Origin of the sequence: Nocardioides sp. J54, from assembly GCF_000519005.1 — a bacterium.
Classification (GTDB): domain Bacteria; phylum Actinomycetota; class Actinomycetes; order Propionibacteriales; family Nocardioidaceae; genus Nocardioides.
The window spans coordinates 72,751-99,532 of sequence record NZ_JAER01000009.1 but is presented as its reverse complement, the minus strand read 5'-3'; the positions used below and the strand labels follow the sequence as shown (position 1 = coordinate 99,532).

The 26,782-nt window shown below is 71.4% G+C and carries 32 protein-coding genes; 17 read left to right on the top strand and 15 right to left on the bottom strand.

Translation table 11 applies throughout. From position 1 onward, the window contains the following. Nucleotides 1-4 precede the first annotated feature (4 nt). Nucleotides 5-493 (top strand): SRPBCC family protein, encoded by a 489-nt coding sequence (locus tag NOCJ54_RS0108830; RefSeq protein WP_028655212.1) that lies wholly within the window; start codon nucleotides 5-7, stop codon nucleotides 491-493. On the opposite strand, the gene NOCJ54_RS24725 is transcribed toward NOCJ54_RS0108830, so the two are convergent. Then, nucleotides 483-830, bottom strand: a complete 348-nt coding sequence (locus NOCJ54_RS24725; RefSeq protein WP_028655211.1) for an ArsR/SmtB family transcription factor — start codon at nucleotides 828-830, stop codon at nucleotides 483-485. The genes NOCJ54_RS0108830 and NOCJ54_RS24725 overlap by 11 nt on opposite strands. A gap of 99 nt (nucleotides 831-929) precedes the next feature. Between NOCJ54_RS24725 and arsM the strand changes: the two genes are divergently transcribed. Next, a complete protein-coding gene (arsM, locus tag NOCJ54_RS0108820) occupies nucleotides 930-1,772 on the top strand; it encodes an arsenite methyltransferase (RefSeq protein WP_028655210.1) in 843 nt (280 codons plus the stop codon). A 12-nt stretch (nucleotides 1,773-1,784) separates the two neighbouring features. Here arsM and NOCJ54_RS0108815 read toward each other — a convergent pair whose 3' ends face one another. Next, nucleotides 1,785-2,804 carry a membrane protein gene (locus NOCJ54_RS0108815; RefSeq protein ID WP_028655209.1) on the bottom strand — a complete coding sequence of 340 codons (1,020 nt, stop codon included), beginning with the start codon at nucleotides 2,802-2,804 and terminating at the stop codon, nucleotides 1,785-1,787. 148 nt (nucleotides 2,805-2,952) lie between these two features. Between NOCJ54_RS0108815 and NOCJ54_RS0108810 the strand changes: the two genes are divergently transcribed. Further along, a complete protein-coding gene (locus NOCJ54_RS0108810; protein ID WP_028655208.1) occupies nucleotides 2,953-3,513 on the top strand; it encodes a hypothetical protein in 561 nt (186 codons plus the stop codon). Between the two features lie 37 nt (nucleotides 3,514-3,550). Beyond that, nucleotides 3,551-4,357 carry an acyl-CoA thioester hydrolase/BAAT C-terminal domain-containing protein gene (locus NOCJ54_RS0108805; RefSeq protein WP_028655207.1) on the top strand — a complete coding sequence of 269 codons (807 nt, stop codon included), beginning with the start codon at nucleotides 3,551-3,553 and terminating at the stop codon, nucleotides 4,355-4,357. A 554-nt stretch (nucleotides 4,358-4,911) separates the two neighbouring features. On the opposite strand, the gene NOCJ54_RS29395 is transcribed toward NOCJ54_RS0108805, so the two are convergent. Then, complete coding sequence (locus NOCJ54_RS29395; protein ID WP_157514836.1) at nucleotides 4,912-5,268, bottom strand: hypothetical protein; 357 nt, start codon at nucleotides 5,266-5,268, stop codon at nucleotides 4,912-4,914. 92 nt (nucleotides 5,269-5,360) lie between these two features. On the opposite strand from NOCJ54_RS29395, the gene NOCJ54_RS0108795 reads away from it, so the two are divergent. Both NOCJ54_RS0108795 and NOCJ54_RS0108790 read left to right on the top strand, forming a co-directional pair. After that, a complete protein-coding gene (locus tag NOCJ54_RS0108795; RefSeq protein ID WP_028655206.1) occupies nucleotides 5,361-5,774 on the top strand; it encodes an HNH endonuclease signature motif containing protein in 414 nt (137 codons plus the stop codon). A gap of 17 nt (nucleotides 5,775-5,791) precedes the next feature. Next, nucleotides 5,792-6,544 carry a hypothetical protein gene (locus NOCJ54_RS0108790; RefSeq protein ID WP_028655205.1) on the top strand — a complete coding sequence of 251 codons (753 nt, stop codon included), beginning with the start codon at nucleotides 5,792-5,794 and terminating at the stop codon, nucleotides 6,542-6,544. 19 nt (nucleotides 6,545-6,563) lie between these two features. Here the strand turns inward: NOCJ54_RS0108790 and NOCJ54_RS0108785 are convergent, their stop codons facing one another. The 4 genes from NOCJ54_RS0108785 to ctaC form a co-directional block, all read right to left on the bottom strand. Continuing rightward, the gene (locus tag NOCJ54_RS0108785) at nucleotides 6,564-7,769 is read right to left on the bottom strand and encodes a L,D-transpeptidase (protein ID WP_028655204.1); all 1,206 of its coding nucleotides are present in this window, start codon (nucleotides 7,767-7,769) and stop codon (nucleotides 6,564-6,566) included. A 495-nt stretch (nucleotides 7,770-8,264) separates the two neighbouring features. Beyond that, entirely contained in the window at nucleotides 8,265-8,681 is a 417-nt protein-coding gene (locus tag NOCJ54_RS0108780) for a cytochrome c oxidase subunit 4 (protein ID WP_028655203.1), read from the bottom strand. Further along, a complete protein-coding gene (gene ctaD / locus NOCJ54_RS24715; RefSeq protein ID WP_051485634.1) occupies nucleotides 8,681-10,369 on the bottom strand; it encodes an aa3-type cytochrome oxidase subunit I in 1,689 nt (562 codons plus the stop codon). Before ctaD ends, NOCJ54_RS0108780 begins: the two co-directional genes overlap by 1 nt. Continuing rightward, nucleotides 10,366-11,238, bottom strand: a complete 873-nt coding sequence (gene ctaC / locus NOCJ54_RS24710) for an aa3-type cytochrome oxidase subunit II (protein ID WP_051485633.1) — start codon at nucleotides 11,236-11,238, stop codon at nucleotides 10,366-10,368. The genes ctaD and ctaC overlap by 4 nt, the downstream gene beginning before the upstream one ends. 126 nt (nucleotides 11,239-11,364) lie before the next feature. On the opposite strand from ctaC, the gene NOCJ54_RS0108765 reads away from it, so the two are divergent. Both NOCJ54_RS0108765 and NOCJ54_RS0108760 read left to right on the top strand, forming a co-directional pair. Then, nucleotides 11,365-12,483, top strand: coding sequence for a cysteine desulfurase family protein (locus NOCJ54_RS0108765; protein WP_028655202.1), 1,119 nt, complete (start codon nucleotides 11,365-11,367; stop codon nucleotides 12,481-12,483). Then, nucleotides 12,480-12,713 carry a sulfurtransferase TusA family protein gene (locus NOCJ54_RS0108760; RefSeq protein ID WP_028655201.1) on the top strand — a complete coding sequence of 78 codons (234 nt, stop codon included), beginning with the start codon at nucleotides 12,480-12,482 and terminating at the stop codon, nucleotides 12,711-12,713. Before NOCJ54_RS0108765 ends, NOCJ54_RS0108760 begins: the two co-directional genes overlap by 4 nt. Here the strand turns inward: NOCJ54_RS0108760 and NOCJ54_RS0108755 are convergent. Continuing rightward, on the bottom strand, nucleotides 12,706-13,638 hold the full coding sequence (locus NOCJ54_RS0108755) for a carbohydrate kinase family protein (protein WP_232221731.1): 933 nt from the start codon (nucleotides 13,636-13,638) through the stop codon (nucleotides 12,706-12,708). The genes NOCJ54_RS0108760 and NOCJ54_RS0108755 overlap by 8 nt on opposite strands. 130 nt (nucleotides 13,639-13,768) lie before the next feature. Here NOCJ54_RS0108755 and NOCJ54_RS0108750 point away from each other — a divergent pair, with 130 nt between their 5' ends. Beyond that, nucleotides 13,769-13,981, top strand: coding sequence for a hypothetical protein (locus NOCJ54_RS0108750; RefSeq protein ID WP_028655199.1), 213 nt, complete (start codon nucleotides 13,769-13,771; stop codon nucleotides 13,979-13,981). A gap of 140 nt (nucleotides 13,982-14,121) precedes the next feature. Here NOCJ54_RS0108750 and erpA read toward each other — a convergent pair whose 3' ends face one another. From erpA to NOCJ54_RS0108730, 4 genes are all read right to left on the bottom strand, one after another. Then, nucleotides 14,122-14,538: an iron-sulfur cluster insertion protein ErpA gene (gene erpA, locus NOCJ54_RS24705; protein WP_232221725.1), complete on the bottom strand. Its 417-nt coding sequence runs from the start codon at nucleotides 14,536-14,538 to the stop codon at nucleotides 14,122-14,124. Between the two features lie 74 nt (nucleotides 14,539-14,612). After that, nucleotides 14,613-15,731, bottom strand: coding sequence for an NAD(P)-dependent alcohol dehydrogenase (locus NOCJ54_RS0108740; protein ID WP_028655198.1), 1,119 nt, complete (start codon nucleotides 15,729-15,731; stop codon nucleotides 14,613-14,615). After that, nucleotides 15,728-16,198 carry a DUF4334 domain-containing protein gene (locus NOCJ54_RS0108735; protein ID WP_198020161.1) on the bottom strand — a complete coding sequence of 157 codons (471 nt, stop codon included), beginning with the start codon at nucleotides 16,196-16,198 and terminating at the stop codon, nucleotides 15,728-15,730. Before NOCJ54_RS0108735 ends, NOCJ54_RS0108740 begins: the two co-directional genes overlap by 4 nt. A 301-nt stretch (nucleotides 16,199-16,499) precedes the next feature. Next, on the bottom strand, nucleotides 16,500-17,585 hold the full coding sequence (locus NOCJ54_RS0108730; protein WP_028655196.1) for a glycerate kinase family protein: 1,086 nt from the start codon (nucleotides 17,583-17,585) through the stop codon (nucleotides 16,500-16,502). 83 nt (nucleotides 17,586-17,668) lie between these two features. On the opposite strand from NOCJ54_RS0108730, the gene nadA reads away from it, so the two are divergent. From nadA to NOCJ54_RS0108710, 4 genes are read left to right on the top strand one after another with little or no spacing between them, the layout of a single operon-like run. Continuing rightward, on the top strand, nucleotides 17,669-18,844 hold the full coding sequence (gene nadA / locus NOCJ54_RS0108725) for a quinolinate synthase NadA (protein WP_028655195.1): 1,176 nt from the start codon (nucleotides 17,669-17,671) through the stop codon (nucleotides 18,842-18,844). Beyond that, a complete protein-coding gene (locus tag NOCJ54_RS0108720; protein WP_028655194.1) occupies nucleotides 18,837-19,196 on the top strand; it encodes a zinc ribbon domain-containing protein YjdM in 360 nt (119 codons plus the stop codon). The genes nadA and NOCJ54_RS0108720 overlap by 8 nt, the downstream gene beginning before the upstream one ends. A 2-nt stretch (nucleotides 19,197-19,198) precedes the next feature. Next, on the top strand, nucleotides 19,199-19,789 hold the full coding sequence (locus NOCJ54_RS0108715) for a DUF3043 domain-containing protein (RefSeq protein ID WP_028655193.1): 591 nt from the start codon (nucleotides 19,199-19,201) through the stop codon (nucleotides 19,787-19,789). Nucleotides 19,790-19,836: 47 nt separating this feature from the next. Further along, nucleotides 19,837-20,508, top strand: coding sequence for an EthD domain-containing protein (locus NOCJ54_RS0108710; RefSeq protein WP_028655192.1), 672 nt, complete (start codon nucleotides 19,837-19,839; stop codon nucleotides 20,506-20,508). A 10-nt stretch (nucleotides 20,509-20,518) separates the two neighbouring features. Here the strand turns inward: NOCJ54_RS0108710 and NOCJ54_RS0108705 are convergent, their stop codons facing one another. Next, the gene (locus NOCJ54_RS0108705) at nucleotides 20,519-21,529 is read right to left on the bottom strand and encodes an aldo/keto reductase family protein (RefSeq protein ID WP_028655191.1); all 1,011 of its coding nucleotides are present in this window, start codon (nucleotides 21,527-21,529) and stop codon (nucleotides 20,519-20,521) included. Nucleotides 21,530-21,604: 75 nt separating this feature from the next. On the opposite strand from NOCJ54_RS0108705, the gene NOCJ54_RS0108700 reads away from it, so the two are divergent. Genes NOCJ54_RS0108700 through NOCJ54_RS0108690 form a run of 3 tightly spaced genes read left to right on the top strand, consistent with a single transcriptional unit; the run spans nucleotide 21,605 to nucleotide 23,115 of the window. Then, a complete protein-coding gene (locus NOCJ54_RS0108700; RefSeq protein WP_036517327.1) occupies nucleotides 21,605-22,144 on the top strand; it encodes a GNAT family N-acetyltransferase in 540 nt (179 codons plus the stop codon). A 3-nt stretch (nucleotides 22,145-22,147) separates the two neighbouring features. Further along, nucleotides 22,148-22,813 (top strand): AzlC family ABC transporter permease, encoded by a 666-nt coding sequence (locus NOCJ54_RS24700; protein ID WP_051485632.1) that lies wholly within the window; start codon nucleotides 22,148-22,150, stop codon nucleotides 22,811-22,813. Then, nucleotides 22,810-23,115: an AzlD domain-containing protein gene (locus NOCJ54_RS0108690; protein ID WP_028655190.1), complete on the top strand. Its 306-nt coding sequence runs from the start codon at nucleotides 22,810-22,812 to the stop codon at nucleotides 23,113-23,115. Before NOCJ54_RS24700 ends, NOCJ54_RS0108690 begins: the two co-directional genes overlap by 4 nt. 436 nt (nucleotides 23,116-23,551) lie before the next feature. Here NOCJ54_RS0108690 and dapB read toward each other — a convergent pair whose 3' ends face one another. After that, the gene (dapB, locus tag NOCJ54_RS24695) at nucleotides 23,552-24,367 is read right to left on the bottom strand and encodes a 4-hydroxy-tetrahydrodipicolinate reductase (protein ID WP_084254995.1); all 816 of its coding nucleotides are present in this window, start codon (nucleotides 24,365-24,367) and stop codon (nucleotides 23,552-23,554) included. Between the two features lie 51 nt (nucleotides 24,368-24,418). Here dapB and NOCJ54_RS0108680 point away from each other — a divergent pair, with 51 nt between their 5' ends. Further along, on the top strand, nucleotides 24,419-24,934 hold the full coding sequence (locus NOCJ54_RS0108680; RefSeq protein ID WP_036517326.1) for a class I SAM-dependent methyltransferase: 516 nt from the start codon (nucleotides 24,419-24,421) through the stop codon (nucleotides 24,932-24,934). 57 nt (nucleotides 24,935-24,991) lie between these two features. Here NOCJ54_RS0108680 and NOCJ54_RS24690 read toward each other — a convergent pair whose 3' ends face one another. Continuing rightward, complete coding sequence (locus NOCJ54_RS24690) at nucleotides 24,992-26,749, bottom strand: BCCT family transporter (protein ID WP_051485631.1); 1,758 nt, start codon at nucleotides 26,747-26,749, stop codon at nucleotides 24,992-24,994. Nucleotides 26,750-26,782: the final 33 nt, after the last annotated feature.

Genomic DNA, 26,782 nt, shown 5'->3' with positions numbered 1-26,782 from the left:
CCCCGTGACCGAGCGGATCTCCGCACAGCGAACCGTGCCCGCGCCACCACAGGCGATCTTCGACGTCCTCACCGATCCCGACGGCCACGTCGCCATCGACTCCAGCGGGATGCTGCAGGCCGCCTCGGGCAGCGCCGTGGCGCAGGTGGGTGACGCCTTCGTCGCCCACATGGACCGCGAGGCCCTCGGCGACGTGCCCCTGGGCACCTACGACGTCCGCGTCGTCATCACGCGGCTCCGGGCGCCCGAGCACGTCGAGTGGACGATCGAGGGGACGGTCAAGCCGCCCATCGGCCACGTGTACGGCTACGAGTTGGCACCCCACCCCGACGGGACCACCGTCACGTCGTACTGCGACTGGTCCGGCGCGGCCGAGGAGTGGAAGCCGATCTTCCCGGTGATCGACGAGAAGGCGCTGCGGGCCTCCCTGGGCCTGCTCGAGCGAGCCGTCCGGCGCGGCTACCCCACGCCGGCGAGCGACGTCAGGGCTTGAGGGCCCGGCTGAGCTGTTCGAGCGTGCCGTCGACGAGGCGGTAGAAGGCCCAGCGGCCCCGCTGCTCACGGACCACGAGGCCGGCGTCGACGAGCTGCTTCATGTGGTGCGACACCGTGGGCTGCGACAGGCCGACCGGCTCGGTGAGGTCGCAGACGCACGCCTCACCCTCGGGCTGCGCAGCGATCATCGACAGCAGCCGGACCCGGGTGGGGTCCCCGAGGGCCTTGAACATCCGGGCCAGCAGCTGTGCCTGGTCAGCGTCCAGCGCACCGCCGGTCACGCTCGAGCAGCACGCCTGCGACGCATCCAGCAGGGGCAGCTCGGAGGTGGTCACGGATCCAGTGTGCCAGATCCATTGACATCCGTCGATACATCGACGAACCTCGATCAATCGAAGTCCTTCGATGAATCCTTCGACCCAAGGAGCACCCCCGTGACCGCGACCAACCACCCCACCCCGGGACCCTCCGGCGACGCCGTTCGCGAGCAGGTCCGCCAGCGGTACGCGCAGGCCGCCACCGCCGTCGGGCGAGGCAGCAGCAACACCGAGCTCAACGACGCCCTGCAGGTCGTCGACTCCTGCGGCAGCTCGGACACCTCGTGCTGCGGCGGCGCCACCGGCACCATCGACGACGCCTTCGGGGCCGCGCTCTACGCCACCGACGACCAGGACGCCCTCCCCGCCGAGGCCGTGGCGGCGAGTCTGGGGTGCGGCAACCCGACCGCGGTTGCCGACCTCCGTCCCGGTGAGCGGGTCCTCGACCTCGGCTCCGGCGGCGGCATCGACGTCCTGCTCTCCGCCCGTCGCGTCGGGGAGACCGGGTTCGCCTACGGCGTCGACATGACCGACGAGATGCTCGACCTCGCCCGCGCCAACGCCGCCAGGGCGGGCGCGACCAACGTCGAGTTCCTCAAGGGCACCATCGAGGACGTCCCCCTGCCCGACGCCTCGGTCGACGTGGTCATCTCCAACTGCGTCATCAACCTCTCGACCGACAAGCCGAAGGTCATCGCCGAGATGTTCCGTGTGCTCACCCCGGGCGGGCGGATCGGCATCTCCGACGTCGTCGCCGAGGACCACCTCTCCCCCACCGACCGCGCCGAGCGTGGCTCGTACGTCGGCTGCATCGCCGGCGCCCTGTCCCGCGCCGAGTACCTCGCGGGCCTGGCCGCAGCCGGGTTCGTCGACGCCGAGGTCGAGTTCACCCACGAGGCCGTCCCCGGCATGCACGGTGCGATCATCCGGGCGACCAGGCCGGAGCAGCCGGTCGCGTGAGGCTCGGGCTGGCTACAGGTCAGCCTTGCGGTCGCGCAGGGCGGTGACGGCGAGCGCGACCGCGGCGCCGACCACCGCCCACACGGCGATGAGGACGACCGGTCCGCTCGCACCGTTGCCGTCGAAGTAGATGATCTCGCGCAGCGCGGTCGTGCCGGCGCCGTTCGGGAGCCACTGGCCGACCGTCCGCCACAGGCCCGGCAGCAGCTCGGTCTGGTACGCACCGCCCGCGCTCGGGTTGCCGAGCACGACGAAGATCAGCACGGTGAGGCCGATGCCCAGCGTCCCGGCCAGCACCTGCAGCGCCATCGTGACCGTGGCCGAGGAGAGGACGAGCAGGGTGCCGACCGCCGCGACCTCCCAGAAGCTGCCCTCGATCGCGCCGATCACCGGACCGACGACCAGCGCACCCAGCAGGCCCGAGAGCACGGCGTACGGCACCATCGCCGCCAGCCGGATCGCCGCCCGGTTGCGGTTCGCCGGACGTGCACCCTTCGCGACGCCGAGCAGGGCCGCGACGAGGTAGCCACCGACGAGCCAGCCGATGACGAGGTAGAAGCCGCTCATGCCGCGGGCATCGCCGTCCTGGAGCGGTACGACGTCGCTGAGCTCGATCGTCCGCCCCTGCTGCGCCTCCGCCGCGGTCAGGACCTGCTGCACCGCACCCTTGAGCGACTCTCCGCGGGCGCTGGCCACCAGCAACGTGTCCTCGGTGCCGGACGGGTCGACGACGAGCGCGGCGACCAGGTCGCCCTCCTCGATCTCGGCCCGCGCCTCGTCCGCCGACGCCACGACCCGGACGTCGAGCGGCTCACCGTCGATGCCGTTGAGCTGCTCGGCGAGGGCGTCGGCCTGACCCGCCGGTGCGACGACACCGACCTCGATCCCGCGGGGGTCCTGGTGGTGGAAGGCCCCGACGTAGGAGGCGATGAACGCGACCTGCACGAGCAGCACGCCGGCGATCAGCGCGACGGTTCGCAGGGAGATGGCGTCCTTGACCTCGTCGAGCAGGCCGGGTGCGTTCGTTGGCATGCTGGAAATCTACGGCTGCCGGTGCGCCGGGCCGCACCCGGCTCGCGTCCCATCCACGTCGACTCCCCGACGTACCGCTCGGGTTGACGATCAGGACCTGCTGGTGCGCCCTGCTCGCGAGGGGCCGCCTGAGTGGCAGGATCACCGTGTGCGCACCGTCCTCGCCGCAGTCACCATCTGCGCCCTTGCCATCACGGCCGCGTGCTCAGGTCGTGAGGAGGCCGAGCATGAAGACCCGGAGGCGGCAAGCACGGGGGAGCGCCCGCAACGCTTCACCATCGCACCTGACGACTACCACGTGCCCTACGCCGGCACGGCGGAGGACGGACGAAAGTTCTTCCTGAGCGACGAGCTCTTCGACATCGGTGCCGACGCCGGGGAGCCGGCAGGCTACGTCGGGCTGTTCCTCTGGAATGCGGACGGCTCGTTCGACGAGGTACTCGTGGACCGGGTCGGCAGGGCGGCGGGGGTGCCGCCGGGACAGGCATCCAGCGCAGGCGCCGACGATCTCGTTGCCGAACGACTGCGGCAGCTGGGCACGTACGAGCTGGAGCCGATCACGGTCGAGCCGTTCCTCACCGTCGTCGACGGGGTGACCTTCGGCTGGGAGGTCGACCAGTACGACGACGGCACCTACTACATCGGCATCCGCCCCGGCGACTTCATCGTCTACTACGAGCCGTGGGACGGGTCCGGGTACGACACCTGAGCCGGGAACGGCCCACGCGAGATGGCAGGCTGCCGGCATGAGGGCTGAGCAGCTCGCGGACGTCGAAGGCGTGCGGTGGGTCCCTGACCATCCGACCGGCACGGCTGTCCTGGTGCTGGCGGGCTCCAGCGGGCGCGTCGACTCGTCTCGCGCCGAGCTGCTGGCTCGCCACGGCGTCGTCGCGGAGTCCGTGCGCTGGTTCGGCGGACCGGGCCAGAACGAAGGGCCCTGGGACGTCCCCCTCGAGCTGTTCCTCGACCGGGTCACCGGGCTCAGCGCGATTGCCGATCGCGTGGTCGTGCTCGGCACCTCCTTCGGTGCCGAGGCGGCGCTCCTGACCGGCGCCCACAGCCCCGTGGTCGGTGCGGTCGTCGCGTTCGCGCCGACCGACGTCGTGTGGGCCGGGATCCGACCTGACGGCAGCGTGACGTCGCACTGGACCCTCGGGGGGAGCGCGCTGCCGTACGTCGGCTTCGCGGAGGACTGGGAACCCGACACCGATCCGCCGGCGTACGTGGGTCTCTACGAGCAGTCCCGACGGCAGTCAGCCGAAGCGGTGCCGGCTGCCACGATCCCGGTCGAGAAGATTCCAGAGGTGCTGCTGGTCGCCGGCGCCGACGACCAGGTGTGGCCGGCGCTCGCGATGGCCGAGGCGGTGGTACGCCGACGCGCCAGCCACGGCCTCGCGACGACCCTGGTGTCCGATCCCGACGCCGGCCACCGGACGGTCCTGCCCGGCGAGCCCCGTGTTGCCGGCGGGATCCGCATGCGACGAGGCGGGACCGACGAGGCCGACCGCCGCCTGGGCGCCGCAGCATGGAGCGAGCTCGAGACCATCCTGTAGGTGGTCAGCGCCGGCGAGTCAGAGCCGACGACCCCGAAGACGACGAGCGATCTGGGGCGGGCTGTGGATTGGGCTTCCGAGGAGGGGTTTGTGTCGGACCTCTGGTGTTGGGTGGGGTCATGGTCACCGATCGGGCGGTGGCGGAGATGACCGCCAACCAGGTCCTCGAGTTCGTCGAGGACCAGCACGCGGTGCGCCAGCAGGCCGAGCGCGACATCCTCCGCGCCGCCTACCAGTGGGCCGTCCTGCACAACCCCGACACCCTGCCGCGCCGTGACAAGCGCGGCCGCGACCGCGCCAGGCCCGCCGGGGACGAGGGCACACCCAGGATCACCGAGTACGCCGCCGCCACCTTCGGCGCCCGCATCCAGACCAGCCCCTTCGGTGCCAAACGACTCATCGCCGACGCCGTCGACCTGCACCACCGACTCCCCAAGCTGCAGGCCGGCATCGACGCCGGCACCGTCCGCGTCCGGCAAGCACGCCACGTCGCCGAAGCCACCCGCGACCTCACCGCCGACGAAGCCGCCTGGGTCGACAACGAAGTCGCAGACTCAGCCGACGGCAGGCTGCCCTGGGCACGGTTCGAGACCCTCGTCGAGGCCAGGGTCGCCGCCGCAGCCCCCGAGCTCGCCCGCGCCCGCGAGGAAGCAGCCGAGAAGGACCGCTTCGTGCGCATGTCCCGCGTCAACCGCCACGGCATCGCCACCCTCACCATCCGCGACCACGCCACCACCATCCTCGCCGCCGACGCGGCGTTGAACGCCGTCGCCCGGCAGCTCGAAGACACCCTGCCCGACGTCAGCAAGCCCGAGCGCAAGCTCGCCGCCTTCGCACTCCTCGTCAACCCCGACACCCACCCCGACCTGGCGGTCGGGCCGGTGCGACCGAAGGTGCGCATCCACCTCCACCTCACCCCCGACTCCCCCATCGCCAGGTTCGAAGGCCACGGACCGGTCACGGTCGAGTGGGTCCGCCGCATGGTCGCCCACATCGCCGGCACGTGCAGGTCCTGCCGGTTATCGACCTCAACCAGACCATGGCCGTCGACGCCTACGAGATCCCCCGCCGCCTGCGCGAGATGGTCCACCTCATCCACCCCGCCGACGTCTTCCCCTACGCCGTCAACACCTCGCGCAACGTCGACATCGATCACCAGGAACCCCACAGCGAAGGCGGAGAGACGAGCAGCGACAACCTCGCCCCACTCACCCGCACCCACCACCGCATCAAGACCCACGCCGGCTGGCAAGCCCGACAACCCTTCCCCGGGATCACCATCTGGCGCGATCCCCACGGGGCCCACTACCTGGTCGACCCGACCGGAACACGACACATCACCCCCACCACGGGTGACGACACCCCCACGCCCTTCGAGATCTACGCGACGCAGCTCGTGCTCGAGTACGCCGCCTGAACCGTCGACTACGTCGCATGCGCGCGTTCTCGGTGGCCGTGGCCGTTGCCCTCTTCCTGACCGCCTGTGGCGGGGCCGACGACGACGGGGACGGGGAGCCGAGCGACGCACGAAGATCCGTCACCTCGGGCAGCCCGACGGTGGAGCAGGACGTCGCCGCGGACCAGGCGATCGCCGAGGCCGCGGTGCTGACCCTCGACGACATGCCACCCGGCTGGACGTCCGAGGCGGCGGGCGAGGACGACGCGTCGGAGGAGCGGGAGTCCCGGACGCGGATGGCGCGCTGCGTGGGGGACTACGAGACGCTGTACGTCGACGCGCACCCGGACGCCGAGTCGGACGACTTCACCTCGCCCGACGACGCCGAGGTCTCGGTCGACGTCCGTGTCGCGCACTCCGAGGAGTGGCTGGTCGAGGCGTGCGAGGTGTTCTCGACCGACCGCTTCCGGGAGTGTGCGCTCGAGGAGCTCCAGAACGAGCTCGGCGGGGAGATGCAGGAGGTCACCGTCGGCGACATCAGCCTCGATCCCCTGTCGTTCGCGCCGGTCGGCGACGAGGTGACGGTCTACCGCATGACGATCCCGATCTCCGCTGACGGCTTCGACGTCGAGATGGTCGGCGACGTCGTCGCCGCGCGGGTGGGGCGCGGGATGGTGTGGCTCTCCGCCTTCAGCCTCCCCGCCCAGCGGCCACTCGGCGTGGAGGAGCTGCGCGGCTCGCTGGAGATCGCCGCTGACCGGCTCTCACGCGGTCTGGCGTCCGCCTCCTGAGGGCAGGCCAGAGGGCAGGTCAGAGGGCCGAGGCGGCCCGGTAGTCCGGCCAGGAGATGTTCCAGTCGCCGTAGCCGTTGTCGGGCTCCATCGGGCGGTCGGTACCGACGTACTCGACGACGTCGCCGCGGCGGGACATGGAGTAGAGCCAGCCGGCGTTCTCGGTGCTCAGGCCGGTGCAGCCGTGCGAGACGTTGGCACGGCCCTGGGAGCCGACCGACCACGGGGCGGCGTGGATGAACTCTCCGGAGTTGGTCAGGCGCATCGCCCAGCGGACGTTGTCGATGTCGTAGGCCTCGGCCGAGCCGGCGGGGATGCCGACGGTCTCGGAGTTCATCCGGCGGCTCTCGAACTTCTCCATGATCACCTTGACGCCGGAGCGGGTGGTGAACCCCTCCTTGCCGGTGGTGATCGGCAGGGTGCGGAGCAGCTTGCCGTTCTCGAAGACCTTCATCTGGTGGGTGCGCGCGTTGACCTTGTAGATGTGCGCGTCACCGACCTGGAAGTCGACCTCGCGGTCCTCCTGGCCGTAGATGCCGTTGCCGGCCGGGACGCCGTTGACGTCGACGTCGACGCTGACCTTGGTGCCGGCCTTCCAGTACGTCCGAGGCCGCCAGTGCGCCTCGGTGTCGCTCACCCAGCGCCACGAGCCCGCCTGCTTCGGCGTGGACGTCACCTTCATGTTCTTCTCGAACGACGCCTTGTCGGAAACCGGCAGGTCGAAGTGGACCACGACCGGCATGCCCACGCCGACGGTCTCGCCCTGGAGCGGGGCGACCGAGGGGTAGGTCTGCTGGTCGAGGGTCAGCGCCTCGGTGCGGAACGGGGTGACGCTCTCGACCGTCGAGCCGTCGCCGCTCTCGGCGACAGCGCGGATCCGGTAGCGCACGCCGGGCTCGAGCCGCTCGCTCGCCACCCACCGGGTGCCGTCGACGATGCGACCGGGGACGTTGCCCGCCTTGGACCGCACCGCGACCGAGGTCAGCGTGCCGTCGGTCGCGGCGACCCGCAGCACGGTGCTGACCGGGACGTCCTTCGCGCCGGGCTCGACGTTGGCCGTCACCGACGCCTTGGTGACGGCGGCGGCCGTGGTCTGCGGCGCGTCGTCACCGCCGCCCGCGCCGGGCGTGAAGCCGGAGCCGTCGCACCCGGTCGCCGTGACGACGAGCAGGGTCAGGACAGCGAGGCCGCGCGCGGTGCGGGAGCGTCGGGTCGTCGAGAACACCGCGAAATCGTAACCGCCGGCACCCACGAATCCGGTTTCCACGCCGCCAGCCGGAAGTCACGTCGGTGTGACTCCCGCGACCCGGCCCCGGAAATGCCGCAAGGGCGAGGTGGACACCCGTGGTCGGGTTGGGTCCCCCTCGCCCTTGACAGGCGACGCGCTCNCGCAGCCCGGGCCCCCCACCCTGGGCTTGCCGCCAGGCGGACGTGGGCCCTGCGCAAGCCAACTGCGTGCGCGGCAGCGCGGCGCTGGCGTCGAAGACGCGTCAAGNGCGAGGGCGGGCCCGGAGGGTCCCCCTCGCCCTTGACAGGCGACGCGCTCGCGCAGCCCGGGCCCCCCACCCTGGGCTTGCCGCCAGGCGGACGTGGGCCCTGCGCAAGCCAACTGCGTGCGCGGCAGCGCGGCGCTGGCGTCGAAGACGCGTCAAGNGCGAGGGCGGGCCCGGAGGGTCCCCCTCGCCCTTGACAGGCGACGCGCTCGCGCAGTCAGCTCAGCTCAGTGGGCGAATTCGCCTCGGTAGTACTCGAAGATCCAGCCGACGAGGGCCAGGGCGCCGAGGACGATCCCGATGATGAACAGCCACCAGGCGAGCATCGCCAGGGCGAACACGATGATGCCCAGGGTGGCGCCGCACCACAGCGGCCACCAGGAGTACGGCGGGAAGAAGCCGAGCTCGCCGGCACCCTCCGCGATCTCGCCGTCCTTGCGGTCCTCGGGGCGCGCGTCCATCCGCCCGGCGTGGAAGCCGAGGTAGAGGGTCACCATGGCGCACAGCAGCGTGGTCATGACGAGCGCGGAGGTGCCGGTCCAGTCGGCGCCGGAGTCACCGGCGTCGGTGATGAACCAGTAGGCGGGGCTGACCAGGACCAGGAAGACCGTGGTCACGCCGAAGATCCATGCCTCGATCTTCATCAGGCGTCAGCTCCCTTCTTGTCCAGCTCGCCGGCCGGCTCGTCGTCGTACATCTCGATCGCGGCGATCTCCGGGTGGTGGAGGTCGAACGCGGGCGACTCCGAGCGGATGCGCGGGATCGTGTGGAAGTTGTGGCGCGGCGGCGGGCAGCTCGTGGCCCACTCCAGCGACCGGCCCCAGCCCCACGGGTCGTCGCTGTTGACCAGCGGGCCCTTGCGGGAGACATAGACGTTGTAGAAGAACGGCAGCATCGAGGACGCGAGCACGAAGGCACCGATCGTCGAGACCTGGTTCATGAACTCCCAGTCGTCACCCGGCAGGTAGTCGGCGTACCGGCGCGGCATGCCCTCGACGCCCAGCCAGTGCTGGATGAGGAAGGTGGTGTGGAAGCCGATGAACAGCAGCCAGAAGTGGATCTTGCCGAGGCGCTCGTCGAGCATCCGACCGGTGAACTTGGGCCACCAGAAGTAGAAGCCGGCGAACATCGCGAACACGACCGTGCCGAACACCGTGTAGTGGAAGTGCGCCACCACGAAGTAGGAGTCGGAGACGTGGAAGTCGAGCGGCGGGCTGGCCAGGATGATGCCGGTCAGGCCACCGAAGAGGAAGGTCGTGAGGAAGCCGATCGACCAGAGCATGGGGGTGTCCATGCGCACTGATCCGCCCCACATCGTCCCGATCCAGTTGAAGAACTTCACGCCTGTCGGGACGGCGATGAGGAAGGTCATGCCGGAGAAGAACGCGAGGTTGACCGCGCCCGTCACGAACATGTGGTGCGCCCACACCGCCACCGAGAGGATCGCGATGCCGAGGGTCGCGCCGACCAGGCCGACGTAGCCGAAGATCGGCTTGCGGCTGAAGACCGGCAGGATCTCGGAGATGATGCCGAAGAACGGCAGCGCGATGATGTAGACCTCGGGGTGGCCGAAGAACCAGAACAGGTGCTGCCACAGGATGGCGCCACCGGTCGCGGTGTCGAACACGTGTGCCCCGAGCTGGCGGTCGGCCTCGAGCGAGAGCAGCGCGCCGGCGAGGATCGGGAACGCGATCAGGACGAGGATCGCGGTGATCAGCACGGTCCAGGTGAAGATCGGCATCCGGAACATCGTCATGCCGGGGACCCGCATGCAGATGATCGTGGTGATGAAGTTGACCGCACCGAGGATGGTACCGAGACCGGCCATCCACAGACCCATGATCCACAGGTCGCCACCGACGCCGGGGCTGTTCACCGAGTCGGAGAGCGGCGTGTAGGCGAACCAGCCGAACGAGGCGGCGCCGTCACGGGTGAGGAAGCCGGAGGCCGCGATGAGGCCGCCGAACAGGTACAGCCAGTAGCTGAACATGTTCAGGCGCGGGAACGCGACGTCGGGCGCACCGATCTGCAGCGGCATGATCGCGTTGCCGAAGCCGAAGAACAGCGGCGTCGCGAACAGCAGCAGCATGATCGTGCCGTGCATCGTGAAGAGCTGGTTGTACAGCTCCTCGTTGACGAGCTGGCTGCCCGGGTAGGCGAGCTCGGAGCGGATGAGCAGCGCCATGATGCCGCCGGCCATGAACCAGAACATCGCGGTGAAGAAGTACAGGTTGCCGATCAGCTTGTGATCGGTCGTCGTCATGATCCGGACGAGCTGCTTCCCGAGCGTCTTGCGCTCGGGCACGTCCGCGTTGCGGGCGAGCGCGGTCACTCGTGGCCCTCCTCGTCGTGGTTGATGAGGTTCTCGGAGTAGAGGCCACCCTTGACCGGCTCGTCGGAGACGTTGTCCGGGTTGGCTGCCAGCTGCTCGAGGTACGCCTCGTACTCGGCCTCGGTCACGACCTCGACGGTGAAGAGCATCCGCGAGTGGTAGGCACCGCAGAGCTCGTAGCACTTGCCGGCGTAGGTGCCGGTCTCGGTCGGCTTGACCTGGTAGGCGTTGTCGTTGCCGGGGACGACGTCCATGCGCATCGCGAAGGCCGGGATGCCGAAGTTGTGGATGACGTCGGGGCTGTAGAGCTGGAACTCGATGGTCTTGTCGACCGGGATGACCAGCGTCGGGATGTTGTCACCCGTGCCGGAGACGAAGACGTTCTTGCCGTCGGCCGCCTCGGTCTCGGGGTAGTTGAACGTCCACTGCCACTTCTGGCCGACGACCTCGACGATGACGTCGGGGTTCTCGTCCAGCTCCAGGGCGAGGTTCTGCACCCGCACGGTGTGCGAGAAGAACGCGATCACCATGATGACCGGGAAGACCGTGTAGAAGATCTCGATCGGCAGGTTGTAGCGGGTCTGCACCGGGACCTCGTCGTCGCTGCGACGACGGAACCAGATCGGGACGCCGATGATCAGGGCCCACGTGACCACACCCGTGATCAGGGCCGCCACCCAGGCGCCCTGCCAGAGCTGGAGGATGTGCTCACCCTGCTCCGACTTGATCTCCGGCATGCCGAACCGCTCCCACTGGGAGTCGGTGGAGCAGCCGCTCAGCGCAGCTGCAAGAACGACGAATCCGGCGAACGGGATCGCACGACGGAGTCGTCGCTGCGCCCGTGAACGCTCGGGGTGCCACCAGCCCACGAACGAGCCTTCCTCTCGAGGGTCAGAACACTGCGAACACTAGCGGAGGACCGCCCCGGCATGGTCGCCGGGTAGGTCCTTTCGGACCGGCGGCCCGCTTGGTGAGCGTGGTTCTATGGTCAGGTTGTGAGCCGGACAACCGAGGTCTACCTCGACAGCGCGTCGTCGGCGCGCCTGCACCCCGCCGCCCGCGACACCTTGCTGGCCGCCCTCGAGCGGGGGTACGCCGACCCGCGGCGCCTCCACGGCCCCGGCCGCGACGCCCGCCTGCTCCTCGACAACGCCCGTGCGGTGGTGGCCGAGTGCCTGGGCGTGCGCCCCGACGAGGTCGGCTTCACCTCCTCTGGCACCGAGGGCGTCCACCGGGGCCTGCTGGGCCTCACCACGGCCACGGGTCGGGACGGGATCGTCCACGGAGCGGTCGAGCACTCCTCCGTGCTGCACGTGGTGCAGTGGCGGGACTCCCCCGCCCACGCCAGCATCCCGGTCGACGCCGACGGGGTGGTCGACGTCGACGCGCTCGCCGCAGCCGCGCGAGCCGCCGGCGTGGGCGCCGTCGCCCTCCAGGCGGCCAACCAGGAGGTCGGGACGCTGCAGCCGGTGGACGCGCTGGACCTGCCGGCCGGCGTACCGCTGCTGGTGGACGCCGCCGCCGCGGTCGGCCACGTCGACCTGCCGCGGCGCTGGGACGCACTGACGGCGTCGGCGCACAAGTGGGGCGGCCCGGCCGGCGTCGGGGTCCTCGTGGTGCGTCGCGGCACCCGGTGGACCAACCCGTTCCCCGGCGACGACGGGCTGGACCAGGTGGGCGGCTTCCCCGACGTCCCCGCGGCGCTCGCGGCGGCTGCCGCCCTCCAGGCGGTGCTCTGCGAGCGCGAGGAGGTCGCCGCCCGGCAGTTCGCGCAGGTGGAGCGGGTGCGGAGCGCGGCGGCCGCGCTGCCGGACGTGGAGGTCGTCGGCCACCCCGTGCAGCGGCTCCCCCACCTGGTGACGTTCTCGGTCCTCTACGCCGGCGGCGACGAGATCGTCGCGGCCCTGGCGCGCGAGGGGTACGGCGTCGCGAGCGGCTCCGCCTGCACCGCCTCCACGCTGGAGCCGAGCCACGTGCTGGCGGCGATGGGGGCGCTCACCCACGGCAACGTGCGGGTCTCCCTGTCCCGCGACACCACCGACGAGGAGGTCGACGGCTTCTGTGCGGCGCTCGCCCGCGTCGTCGGGGAGATCCGGGCGGGGGCCGGCCTGTGAGCGCCGACGTCGAGCTCGACTGCCGCGACCTGCCCTGCCCGCGCCCGATCATCGAGCTCGCGAAGGCGCTCCCCGGCGTGCCGGTGGGCGGCCTGCTCGCGGTCGTCGCCCGCGACCCGGCCGCCCGCTACGACGTGCCGGCGTGGTGCCGCATGCGCGGGCAGGAGTACGTCGGCGAGGAGGCCGCCGACGACGGCGCTCCCCGCTACGTGGTCAAGCGCCTCAGCTGAGGTGCTTCTGCACCTCGACGGCGGCCTCGTCGCCGTACGAGACGCGGACCCGCTCGACGAACTGCTCGGTGGTGAAGTCGTACTCCTGCGTGCCGACCGTCTCCACGACGTAGGCCGCGAGGACGCAGCCGACCTGGGCCGCGCGCTCGAGGGAGGTGCCCCATGACAGGGCGGCGAGGAAGCCGGCACGGAAGGCGTCGCCGACACCGGTCGGCTCGACCGCCTCGACGCCGGTGGCGGCCGCCACCTCGAACGACGTGCCGTCCTTCGACGTCACCCGGACGCCGTCCTTGCCGAGGGTGGTGACCTGGAAGCCGACCCGGTCCAGCACCTCCTGGGCGCTCCAGCCGGTCTTCTTCTCGATGACGTGCGACTCGTACTCGTTGGAGAACAGGATCGCGGCGCCGTCGATCAGGTCGCGGATCAGGTCGCCCTCGGCGAAGGCGAGCTGCTGGGAGCAGTCGGCGATGAACGGGTAGCCGCGCTGGCGGCACTCCTCGGTGTGCCGCTTCATCGCGGCCGGGTCGTCGGCGCCGATGAGGACGTACGCCGGCGTGCCGACGCGCTCCACGATCGGGGCGAGCTCGATGAGGCTGGCCTCGCTCATCGCGCCGGGGTAGAAGGAGGCGAACTGGGCCATCGTGGAGTCGGTGGTGCACACGAAGCGGGCGGTGTGCCGGCTCTCGGAGATGTGCACCGAGTCGCAGTCGACGCCATGGCGCTCGAGCCACGAGCGGTAGTCGGTGAAGTCCTCGCCGGCGGCGCCGACGAGCACCGGACGCAGGCCGAGCCGGGCCAGGCCGAAGCACATGTTCGGCGCGACCCCTCCCCGCCGGATCTCGAGGTCGTTCACGAGGAACGACACCGAGAGCTTGTCCAGCTGGTCGACGACCAGGGAGTCGGCGAACTTGCCGCCGAACGTCATGAGGTGGTCGGTCGCGATCGAGCCGGCGATGAGGAGGGAGCCCGTGGGTGAAGTCACGACACGGAACATTAACCGAGCCGTAGCCGCGCACTGCTGGGTCTACCCCCCGGTAACGCCTAGCGTCGATCACATGACGCCGTACGACGAGATCGCCACCCCTACCGAGATGCGCGCTGACTGCGAGGCCGTGAGCCGCCGCCTCGAGCAGGCCGCGGTCCGCGCCACCCGCCCCGCGCCCAGCCTGCACTTCGACGAGCAGCCCCGGGAGAGCGGCAAGCGGGAGATCCAGATCTCCGAGGCCGCGCAGCGCCTGGCGAACGCGCTGCACCTGCACCTCGACTGACCCGGGCAGCAGCCGGACGCGTCCCGGGAGCGGCCGCAGCAGCAGTCCGGGCAGCAGGCCGAGCAGCAGGAGAGACACGAGAGGCCCCCACCGTGCGGTGGGGGCCTCTCGTGGTCCTGCTTCAGGTGCGACTCAGCAGCTCAGTGGAAGCTGTCGCCGCAGGCGCAGGAACCCGTCGCGTTGGGGTTGTCGATCGTGAAGCCCTGCTTCTCGATCGTGTCGACGAAGTCGATGACGGCGCCGTTGAGGTAGGGGACGCTCATCCGGTCGACGACGACGGCCACGCCGTCGAAGTCGGTCACGACGTCGCCGTCGAGGCTGCGCTCGTCGAAGAACAGCTGGTAGCGCAGGCCCGAGCAGCCGCCCGGCTGGACCGAGATGCGCAGGGACAGGTCGTCGCGGCCCTCCTGCTCGAGCAGGCTCTTGACCTTCGCGGCCGCCACCGGGCTCAGGTTGATCTGGTCCTCGCGGCGCTCGAAGTCGACCGGCGTGGCGACCGTCGTGGTCGCGCCGGGGGCCTCGTGGCTGTGGCCGCCTCCGCAGCAGCTGTCGCTCATGCTCACTCCAGGGTGTGTCAGTTCTGGGGGTCGATCCCGTTGTCTCGACTACCCCAATGGTCGCACAAAGGTGGTTATTCCCCCCAGACGAGAACGGGCTTGACCACCGCGCCCGCCTTCGAGTCGGCCACCGCGTCCGCGATCTTCTCGAACGGGTACGTCGCCACGAGGTGGTCGACGTCGAGCTTCCCGGCCTCCCGCAGCGCGATCAGCTCGGGGATGGTGACCAGCGGGTCCGCCTCGCCCTCGATCGAGGAACGGACGACCTTGCCGGACTGCAGCAGGTCGATGGCGTCGATGGTGTACTCCGCCGCACCGAGCCCCAGCGCGACGAGCAGGCCGCGCGAGCGCAGGGCGTGCTGGGCCTGGAGCACGACCGCCGGCAGCGCCGTGGTGTCGATGGCGTACGCCGCTCCCCCGCCCGTGGCCTCCCTGACCCGCTCCTCCACCGGCGCGGCACCCGGCTCGGTCGGGTCGAGCGCGGTGGCGCCGTACCCCTCGGCGACGGCGCGGCGCGGCGCAGCCGGGTCGACGACCACGACGGTCTCCACGCCGCGCCCCCGCGCCGCAGCGACGGCAGCCAGGCCGACGGCCCCGGCGCCGAACACGACCAGCGGCTCGTCGGGGGCCGGGTCGAGCACGTTGAGCACCGTCCCGGCGCCGGTCTGGTAGCCGCAGGCGAAGGGGGCGAGCCGGGTGAGGTCGAGGGACTTGTCGACGACGACGCAGTTGTCGGCGTACGCGATCGCGTGCCGGGCGAAGCTGGACTGGCCGAAGAAGCTGCCGAACACGGTCTGCTGCTGGCCGTCGGCGCCGGTGCGGCTCATCGTGGTCGAGCCGTCGGCGCGCATGCCCATGTAGTTGAGGAGCAGCGACTGCTCGCAGTAGCCGACATCGCCGGCCGTGCAGGGCCCGCAGGACCGGCAGGAGCGGAAGCTCATCACCACGTGGTCGCCGACCTCGATGCCGCTCACCGCCGCCCCGACCCGCTCCACCACGCCGGTGCCCTCGTGGCCGACGACGGTCGGCAGCATCTCCGGGGGCAGCATCGTCGGCACGGTCAGGTCGGTGTGGCACAGGCCGGTGGCCACGACCCGGACGAGGACCTCGTCCTCCCGGGGGTCGTCCAGCTCGACCTCGGTCTGCACGAAGTCGCCGCCCGGCTCCTCCACCACGAACACCGTCGTCCTCATCGCTCACGCTCCAGCCAGAAGTAGTAGGGGTCCGTCACGCCGAAGGCGGCCTCGAGCTTGCCGTTCATGACGCCCATGAGGGTGTCGTCGTCGACCTTCTTGAAGTGGTCGACGACGGGGAGCCGGTCGTAGACCATGCTGGCGGTGACCTCGCCACGGAAGGCGACCTCCCACAGCGACGCCTCGCCGCCGCCGGCGGCCTCGGTGTTGGAGTAGAGCTCGCCGTCCTCGCCGCGGCAGACCAGGGGTACCGCCGCCAGCGGGCCGTCGAAGCGCTTGCCGTGCCACCGGACCTTCTGCAGCACCCGGCTGGCGACGTGGCCGGTCGCGAAGTCGCCCCCGCGCCACGAGCCGAGCACCTCCTCGACGGTCACGGTCGCGAGCCCGGCCCACAGGGCCTCGAGCTCCGCGACGTCGGCCTGGTCTGCCTGCCGGAGCGCGTCGAAGCGCTGCCTCGTGTCGGTCACGCGGTCAATCTAGAACAGGTTCTCGTTCGAGGACAGGACTGCTCGGGACTTGCTCACGATTGAACACGAACTGCAGCCGCGAACGGCGTGTCGCCTGCAGTTCCTACCCAAACGACGCGGCGGCGGCCGCCTGCGGCGGCGCGGGCGGAGCCCGTGCCGGCTCCGCGCCGACAGCCGACCGACCGGGACCCGGGGTCAGGGACGCCGGAGGCGCCGCGCAGCGGCGGAGCGCAGCGACGTCCTTGACGCCGGGGGCCGGTCGGCTACGCGCGGCCGCCGACCACCGACGACGTCAAGGCCTTCAGGCTGACCAGGTCCGCGCCACCCGGGCGGCGAGCTCGGCGAGCGCACCCTCGGGGTCACGGAAGGCGCGCTCCTCCCCCACGGCGTCGACGAGGGAGTAGGCCGCGTCCATGCCGAGCGCGCGCATCTCGCGCGAGCCGACCAGCACCTGCCCGGCGAGGGCCACGCAGGGGCGCAGGGCGGCGGAGGCCACCGCGGCGACGCCGGCCGGGACCTTGCCGGCGCGGCTGCTGAAGTCGAAGGCACCCTCGCCGGTGATCACCAGGTCCACCTCGCGGGCGCGCTCGGCCAGGCCGACGGCCTCGGCGACCAGCTCGATCCCGGAGACCCGCTGGGCGCCGAGGAGCAACAGGGCGAACCCGAGGCCCCCGGCGGCGCCCGCGCCGGCCTCGAGGGCGAGGCGCCGGTCGGTCGCGGCGGCCCACTGCTCGAGGAAGCCGTCGAGCAGGACCTGCGACTCCTCGTCGAGGCCCTTCTGGGGGCCGAAGGTCTTGCTCGCTCCGAACAGGCCGGTGAGCGGGTTGTCGACGTCGGTGGCCGCGACGAGCTCGACACCGTCGACGTACGCACGGGGGATGCTGAGGTCGACCCGGCTCACCCCGTCGAGGAAGATCCCGCCCACGTCGAGGGAGACGTCGGCGTCGGCACCGAGCGCGGCCAGCAGGCCGGCTCCCCCGTCGTTCGTCCCGGACCCGCCGAGACCGACCACGACCTTCGTCGCGCCGGCGTTGATCGCCTCGAGGACCATCTGCCCCACCCCGACCGTGGTGTGGAACTCCCCGCCCTCCCCCTTCGTCAGGTGGAGGCCGCAGGCCTGGGCGCTCTCGACGTACGCCGTCTCGCCGACCAGCAAGATGGTGGTCGGCACGTCGTGGCCCTGCGCGGACTGGGCGATGACGGCGAGCAGGTCGCCGCCGAGGCTGGCGTGGAGGACGTCGACGAAGCCCGGCCCGCCGTCCGACATCGGCGCGAGCAGCACCTCGTCGTCGGGAGCCTGGCGCCGCCAGCCCGCCGCGATGGCCTCCGCGGCCTCGACGGCGGTGAGGGTGCCCGCGAACTTGTCCGGGGCCACGAGGACGCGCATGCGGCCATCATGGCGGAGACCTCGCTGATCGGGCAGCGGACCGCGATCACGGGGCAGCAGCGCGCCCAAACTAGGATGGACGCATGACCACCGTGGACCTCCCGCTGCTGCCGCTCGGCCGCGGCTCCGACCCGCTCTCGGAGCGGGGTGTCGAGTGCCCCGGGGACCTGCCGCCGGCCTCCGACCCGGACCTGGTCGCCCGCGCCCGTGCCGCGAAGGAGGCGCTCGGTGACCGCCTCTTCGTTCTCGGGCACCACTACCAGCGCGACGAGGTCATCCAGTTCGCCGACGTCACCGGCGACTCCTTCAAGCTCGCCCGCGACGCCGCGGCCCGGCCCGACGCCGAGTTCATCGTCTTCTGCGGCGTGCACTTCATGGCGGAGTCGGCCGACATCCTGACCAGCGCCCAGCAGAAGGTCGTCCTGCCCGACCTCGCGGCGGGCTGCTCGATGGCCGACATGGCGCGCATCGCGCAGGTCGAGAAGGCGTGGGACGCGCTCGCAGCGGCCGGAGTGCAGGACTCGGTCGTCCCGGTGACCTACATGAATTCCAGCGCCGCGATCAAGGCGTTCTGCGGCCGCAACGGTGGCGTGGTGTGCACCTCGTCCAACGCCGAGGTCGCCCTCGACTGGGCGTTCCAGCAGAAGGGCGAGGACACCAAGGTCCTGTTCCTGCCCGACCAGCACCTCGGTCGCAACACCGCCGTCCTCAAGCTGGGCTACTCCCTCGACGACTGCGTCGTGTGGAACCCGCACAAGCCCGACGGCGGCCTCACGCCCGAGGAGCTCGCAGCGGCGAAGATCATCCTCTGGAAGGGCCACTGCTCCGTGCACGGCCGCTTCTCCGCCGACGTCATCGACGAGCTGCGCGCCAAGGTGCCGGACCTCAACGTCCTGGTCCACCCCGAGTGCCAGCACGAGGTCGTCGTGAAGGCCGACCTGGTCGGCTCCACCGAGTTCATCATCAAGACGATCGAGGCGGCCCCGGCCGGCTCGAGCTGGGCGATCGGCACCGAGCTCAACCTCGTGCAGCGCCTCAAGAACGCCCACCCGGACAAGAACATCATGTTCCTCGACCGGAACGTCTGCTACTGCTCGACGATGAACCGGATCGACCTCCCCCACCTGGTGTGGGCGCTGGAGAACCTCGCCGAGGGCAACCTCGTCAACCAGATCGAGGTCGACCCGCAGACCGAGGCCGACGCCCTGACCGCCCTCCAGCGGATGCTGGACCTGCCCGGGAAGACCCACCGTGACTGACGGCCTGCCTGCCTGCCCGGAGTGCTCGGGCGAGTACACCTACGAGATGGGCGAGCTGATGGTCTGCCCGGAGTGCGGCCACGAGTGGTCGCCCGCCGAGGCCGCGGCAGCCGCCGAGGAGCAAGCCGCCGCCGGCGTCGTCCGTGACGCCAACGGGAACCCGCTCGCCGACGGCGACGACGTCATCGTCGTCAAGGACCTGCCGGTCAAGGGCGCCCCCAAGCCGATCAAGTCCGGCACGAAGGTCCGCAGCATCCGCCTCGTCGACGGTGTGGGTGACCACGACATCGACTGCAAGGTCGACGGCTTCGGGCCGATGCAACTCAAGTCCAGCGTGGTCAGGAAGGCCTGAGCGTGTTCAAGCGCACCAAGTCCGCAGCGGTTCCCGAGACGCCCCAGGCGCCCGCCAAGCCCGGCGGCAAGGGTCGCCCGACGCCGACCCGCAAGGAGGCCGAGGCCGCCGCGCGTGCCCGGGCCCGGGCGCCGCGCGACAAGAAGGAGCTGGCCCGACGGCAGCGCGAGTTCCGCGCCGAGGAGAGCCGCAAGATCCGCCAGGGCATGAAGAGCGGCGACGAGCGTTACTTCCTGCCCCGGGACAAGGGGCCGGTGCGCCGGTTCATCCGCGACTACGTCGACCGCCGCTTCTCCATCGTGGAGATGGTCATCCCGCTGATGATCATCGGCCTGATCCTCGGCTACACCGGCAACACCGCGCTCGTGCAGGCCAGCAGCCTGATCCTGCTCGCCACCGTGCTCTTCGTGGTCACGGACATGTTCGTGCTGCGCTTCCGGATCCGCCGCGAGCTCCGCAAGCGCTTCCCCGAGGAGTCGCTGAAGGGCACGACCTACTACGCGATCACGCGCTCGATGCAGATGAAGTTCATGCGGCTGCCGAAGGCACGAATCAAGATCGGCCAGGCGCTGCCCGAGGACTACGACCGCTGAGGTCCCTCGCCCCGCGCCCGTGAGGGCGTAGGTTGCGCGGCGTGAAGATGATCGCCGCCCTGCACGACCCCGCCGTCGGACCGCGCCTGCTCGACCCCGCGCTGCACACCGACCTGGCCTCGGCCGGGGCGACCCGGCTGCAGGTCAACGTCGACGACGAGGCGGTCCGCCCGGCGATGCGGCTCGGGCCCGGCACGCCGATCACGGCGGTGCTGGCACTGTGGACCGACGTCGACGCTGCCGACCTGCTGGCCGACCTGCTGGCCGTCGTACGGCAGGTGGACGCGTCGGCCGACGCGTGGCTCGTCGAGGAGCGCGAGCCGCTGGTGCCGCCGTCCGTCCCGGACGGCGAACGCGCCGACGCCCTGGCCAACATCGCCTTCCTGCGCCGGCCGGCGGAGATGTCGCCCGAGGACTGGCGCGCCGACTGGCTCGGCCGGCACACCCAGGTCGCCATCGACACCCAGGGCACCTTCGGCTACGTGCAGAACCCGGTCCTGGCGGCCCTCACGCCCGGCGGGCAGGACGTCGCCGGCATCGTCGAGGAGCTCTTCCCCATGGCGGCGATGGCGGACCCGCACGCGTTCCACGGCAGCGGCGGGGACGACGCCGAGCTGCAACGCCGCTTCACCACGCTCATGGAGAGCTGTGCGCGGTTCGGTGCGGCGGACGGGCTCGACCTCGTGCCCACCAGCCGCTACCGGTTCACCCTGGCCTGACCGAACCGGGTCAGCCGAACATCTCCGAGCGCCGCGGCGACACGGTCTTCGCCGGGTCGGTGGTGACCACGCCGTCGAGGACCCGGTCGATCGCCGCCATCGTCTCGGCGTCGAGCTTCACGCCCGCGGCCTTGACGTTCTCGGTGACCTGCTCGGGGCGGCTGGCGCCGATGATCGCGGCCGAGACGTTGCCGTTCTGCAGCACCCAGGCGACCGCGAGCTGCGCCAGGCTGAGGTCCACCGACTCGGCGATCGGCCGGAGCTGCTGGACCCGCTCGAGGACGTCGTCCTGCAGCCAGCGGGCGACCATGTCGGCGCCGCCCTTGTCGTCGGTGGCCCGCGAGCCGGCCGGCGGCGGCTGGCCGGGGAGGTACTTGCCGGTGAGCACGCCCTGCGCGATCGGGGACCAGACGACCTGGCCGATGCCGAGCTCCTTCGAGGTCGGGACGACCTCGGACTCGATGACTCGCCAGAGCATGGAGTACTGCGGCTGGTTGGAGACCAGCGGCACCCGCAGCTCGCGGGCGAGCTCGGCAGCGGCGCGGATCTCCTCCGCGCGCCACTCCGAGACGCCGATGTAGAGCGCCTTGCCGGCCCGGACGACGTCGGCGAAGGCGAGCATCGTCTCCTCCAGCGGCGTCTCGTGGTCGAAGCGGTGCGCCTGGTAGAGGTCCACGTAGTCGGTGCCGAGCCGGCGCAGCGAGCCGTCGATCGACTCCATGATGTGCTTGCGCGACAGCCCGTGGTCGTTGTGCTTGCCGGGACCGGTCGGCCAGAAGACCTTCGTGAAGATCTCCAGGCCCTCGCGCCGCTCCCCCGCCAGCGCCTTGCCGAGGACGGTCTCCGCCGCGGTGTTGGCGTAGACGTCGGCGGTGTCGAAGGTGGTGATGCCCTCCTCGAGGGCCTGGCGGACGCACGCCAGCGCGGCGTCCTCCTCGACCTGGGAGCCGTGGGTGAGCCAGTTGCCGTAGGCGATGGCCGAGATCCTCAGGCCGCTCGCACCGAGGTTGCGAATCTCCATGGACCCGACCCTAGTGTCCGCGGCAAGGGCGGAGCCGGTGCCGGGCGTCGGATCTTCCGATGGCAGTATCGAGCCGTGGTCGCCGCTGACGTCTCCGTCCGGGTCGGGTGGCCGGCCGACGCGGCCGGCATCGCCGGCGTGCAGCTGCGCGCCTGGCAGGAGCGGTACGACGGCCGGCTGGCCGCACAGCTCACCGACCAGGGCCTCGGGGTCGACGACCTCGCCGAGGCCTGGCGCGGCACGCTGTCCCGTCCCCCCGAGGCCCGGCGCCGCGCGCTCGTCGCGCTCGCCCACGACCGGGTGGTCGGCTTCGCGCTGACCGGCCCCAACGCCGATCCCGACGCGGACCCCGCCGCCGACGGCGAGATCGGCGAGTTCACCGTCGATCCCGCCGAGACCCGCGGCGGGCACGGCTCCCGCCTGCTCCAGGCCTGCGTGGACACCCTCGTCGCCGACCGGTTCACCCGCGCGGTGTGCTGGGTCGACGCCGGCGACGACACGTTCCGCGCGTTCCTGACCAGCGCCGGCTGGGCCCCCGACGGCGCCAGCCGGGAGCTCGCCGACGACGCGGGCTCGGCGGTCAAGCAGGTCCGGCTCCACACCGCGCTGTCGTAGGCGATGACGACGCAGCACGACCAGCGCGCCGTCGTACGCGACAGCCTGGGGGTGGCCATCGCGACCGGCACCTACGGTCTCAGCTTCGGCGCCGTCGGGGTCGCGTCCGGCCTCGACGTCGCGCAGACCTGCGTCCTGTCGCTGCTGATGTTCACCGGCGCCTCGCAGTTTGCTCTGGCGGGCGTGCTGGGCGCCGGGGGCTCGGCGGTCTCGGGTGCGCTGACCGCGCTGCTGCTGGGGACCCGCAACACGCTCTACGGCCTGCGGATGGCGCCCCTGCTCGGCTACCGCGGCTGGCGCCGGGTCGCCGCCGCGCACGTGCTCATCGACGAGTCCACGGCGATGGCCGTCAACCGCCCCGACCGCGAGCAGGCGCGCACCGGCTTCTGGACGACCGGGCTGACCATCTTCGTGCTGTGGAACCTCACCACGCTGGTCGGCGCGGTCGCCGGCGAGCAGATCGGCGATCCCCGCGACCTCGGCCTCGACGCCGCGGTCGGCGCCGCCTTCCTCGCCCTGCTGTGGCCGAGGCTGTCGACCCCGCTGGCGCGGGTCACGGCGCTGCTCGCGGCGCTGGTGGCCGCCGGTGCGGTCACGCTCACGCCTGCCGGCGTGCCCGTGCTCGTCGCCGCCGGCGTGGCCGTCCTGGTGGGAGCGCTGGCGCGATGACCTGGTGGGCCGTCCTCGCTGCCGGCATCGGCTGCTACCTGCTCAAGCTGGCCGGGCTCTCCGTCCCCCCGCGGGTGCTGGAGAGGCCGGTGGTCGCGCGGATCGCCGACCTGATCCCGGCCGCCCTGCTCGCCGCGCTGGTCACCGTGCAGGTCCTCGCCGCCCCCGAGGGCCGGGCGCTGGCCCTGGACGCCCGTGCCGCCGCCCTGGGCGTCGCGGTCCTGCTGCTCCTGGCCCGCGCCCCCTTCCTGGTGGTCGTCTTCGGCTCCGCGGCCGTCGCCGCCCTGCTGCGGCTCCTGTAACGCGGCAGCGCGGCGCGAGGCACGAGCGACGCGCTCGCGCCATCCAGGTGCCGAGGCGGCTGACCGCGCGGTCCCGCCGGCCCGGAGCCGCAGGGAGCGAGGAACGAGCGACCGGAGGCGGAGGGAGGCGGGACTGCGCGTGCCGCCCGTCTTGCCGCCAGGCGGACGTCACCATCCACCGGAGGCAACCCCGGCGCGGCAGCGCGGCGCGAGGCACGAGCGACGCGCTCGCGCCATCCAGGTGCCGAGGCGGCTGACCGCGCGGTCCCGCCGGCCCGGAGCCGCAGGGAGCGAGGAACGAGCGACCGGAGGCGGAGGGAGGCGGGACNGCGCGTGCCGCCCGTCTTGCCGCCAGGCGGACGTCACCATCCACCGGAGGCAACCGCGGCGCGGCAGCGCGGCGCGAGGCACGAGCGACGCGCTCGCGCCATCCAGCTCAGCCCAGGGGCAGGAAATGCTCCAGGCCGACGGTGAGGCCGGGGAAGTCCGCGATGCGGCGCACGCCGGTGAGGACGCCGGGGGTGAAGGAGACCCGGTCGATGGAGTCGTGGCGGATGGTGAGGGTCTCCCCCAGGCCACCGAGCAGGACCTCCTGGTGGGCCACGAGGCCGCGCAGGCGGACGCTGTGGACGGGGATGCCGTCGACGTCCGCGCCCCGGGCGCCCTCGAGGCCGGTGCTGGTCGCGTCCGGGACCGGCGGGCAGTCGGCGTCGCGCCGGGCCGCGGCGATCATCTCGGCGGTACGACGGGCGGTGCCGCTCGGCGCGTCGGCCTTGGTCGGGTGGTGCAGCTCGACGACCTCGACGGACTCGAAGAACGGGGCGGCGATCGAGGCGAAGCGCATCATCAGGATCGCGCCGATGGAGAAGTTCGGGGCGATGAGCACGCCGGTGCCGGGGCTGTCGGCGAGCCAGCCGCGCAGCGCCTCGAGCCGCTCCTCGTCGAAGCCGGTGGTGCCGACGACGGCGTGGATGCCGTTCTCGATGCAGAAGCGGAGGTTGTCCATCACCACGTCGGGGTGGGTGAAGTCGACGACGACCTGCGTGCCGCTGTCGACGAGCGAGGAGACGTCGTCACCCTGGTCGACGCCGGCGCTGAGCTCGAGGTCGTCGGCCGACTCGACGGCCTTGACCACCTCCGCGCCGACCTTCCCGCGGGCGCCGAGGACGCCGACCCGGAGCCTCGTGGCGTCCGTCGACGTCGGCGCCGATGCGTCCGTGGGGGCTGTGTTCTCCGCGACACGACTGCTCACGGGACCAAGGTAGTGCGTCGTCCGCGCAGGCGTTCTGGCAGGCTGGACCCCATGGTGACCAAGATCCCGGCCCGGATCCGCTGGGCGGTGGACTTCATGGACGTCCAGCCCAACGACCACGTGCTGGAGATCGGCTGCGGCAACGGCGCAGCCGCCGACCTCATCTGCAGCCGTCTCGAGGGCAAGGGCAAGATGTTCGCGATCGACCGCTCCGAGGCGGGCGTCGACCGCACGAAGCAGCGCTGCGCGGCCCACATCGAGGCCGGCCGGCTGACGGTCCGCCAGATCGACCTGGCCACGCTGCGGGTCCCGGTCAAGCGGCTCACCAAGGTGTTCGCGTTCGACGTCAACCTGTTCTGGGTCCGTGACGCGTCCGAGGAGATCGCGCTGCTGCACGAGCGGCTGATGCCGGGCGGCTCGGTCAACCTGTTCTTCGACACCACCCGCCCCGAGCAGGTGCCGGACATCCTCGCCAAGGCCTCCGCGCAGCTGCGCGACGGCGGCTTCCGCGTCTACATCGTCGACTCGAAGACCCCGCCGGTCATCGGCATCATCGGCCGCCGCTGAAAGACGCACCGCGCCCCGACACCTCGTGGAGGTGCCGGGGCGCGTTGGCGTGTGGCGTCAGCCTGCGGGCGGTGCCGGCGGACCGTCACCGGCCTCGCCGGCCGGGGCCTTGCGCAGCGACGCGCCGCCGGACGAGCCGGCCGGCGCCGTCGACTCGTCCGACGCAGCGATCTCGGCCGCCACCTGCTCGGCGAGCCACTGCCGCTGGCGACGCACCCGCAGCCGGTTCTCGGCCAGCAGCGACTTGGCCGTGGCGATGGCCAGGCCCAGCATCACGATGCTGAACGGCAGCGCCAGCAGGATCGCCATCGTCTGCAGCGCGCCGAGCGGATTCACGTCCGGGTCGGTCTTCTGCGCCTCGAGACCGACGTAGAGCAGCACAGCGGCGACGGCGCCCTCCATGAGGGCCCAGAACGCCCGGCTCCACACCGGCGGGTTCTGGTCGCCGCCCGAGGAGAGCATGTCGACCACGAAGGAGCCCGAGTCCGAGCTGGTGACGAAGAAGACCACGATGAGGAAGATCGCCACGCCGCTGACCAGGCCGGCGGCGGGCAGCAGGTCGAGCATCTGGAAGAGCGCGGTGTTGGTGTCGACGCCGCCGTCGGCACCGACCACGCCACCGTCGCCGAAGAGCTCCTCGTAGAGGGCGGTGCCGCCCAGCGCGGAGAACCACAGGAAGGTGACCAGGGTGGGCACGAGCAGCACGCCGACGATGAACTCACGCACGGTGCGCCCCCGCGAGATGCGGGCGATGAAGACGCCGACGAAGGGCGCCCAGCTCATCCACCAGCCCCAGTAGAAGGTCGTCCAGCCGCCGAGCCACTCCTTGCCGTCGTCCTGGAACGGGCGGGCGTTGAACGACATCTGGAAGAAGTTCTGGATGTACGACCCGATCTGGGTGACGAAGTCGCTGAGGATGAACACCGTGGGACCGGCGACGAGGACGAAGCAGACGAGCGCGACGGCGACGACCATGTTGATGTTCGACAGCCACTTGATGCCCTTGTCGACGCCGGTGACGACGGAGGTCAGGGCGATGGCGGTGATGCCGATGACGAGGGCGATCAGCAGCCACGTCGTCGGCTCGTCGATCACCTCGAGGTAGCCGAGGCCGGCGCCGATCTGGCTGACGCCGAGGCCGAGCGAGGTCGCGACGCCGAAGAGGGTGCCCAGGACGGCGATGACGTCGATGACGTCACCCCAGAAACCACGGATCCGGTCACCGAGGAGCGGCTGGAGCGCCCAGCGGATGGAGATCGGGTTGCCGCGGCGGTGCACCGAGTAGGCGATCGCCAGGCCGACGACGACGTAGATCGCCCAGGCGTGCAGGCCCCAGTGCAGGAAGGTGGTGTCCATGGCGGTGCGCGCCGCTTGCGCGTCGGTGGCTGCGGCGGCACCCGGCGGCGGGGCGACGTAGTGGTTGAGCGGCTCGGCGACGCCCCAGAAGACGAGGCCGATGCCCATGCCGGCCGCGAAGAGCATCGCGAACCAGGAACCGAGCCCGAACTCGGGCTCCTCGTCGTCCTTGCCCAGGACGATGTTGCCCATGTGGGACGTCGCGAGCCAGATCGAGAAGAACACGAAGCCGGTGACGAGGGCGATGTACCACCACCCGAGGTCCTGGACGACGGTGCTGTTGAGGTCACCGAGGACCTCCCCCGTCTTGCCCGGCGCGATGGCGGTGACCGCGACGAACAGGACGAGCAGGCTGGCAGCCGGGACGAACACCCGCGGCGCGGCGATGAGGCGGCTGCCGGTGGGAGGGGTCCGCTCCTCGGGTGGGGTCTCGGGGTCGGACTGGTGCACGGCAGTCATTCAGTTCTCCTGTGTCGACAGAATTCCTTTGAC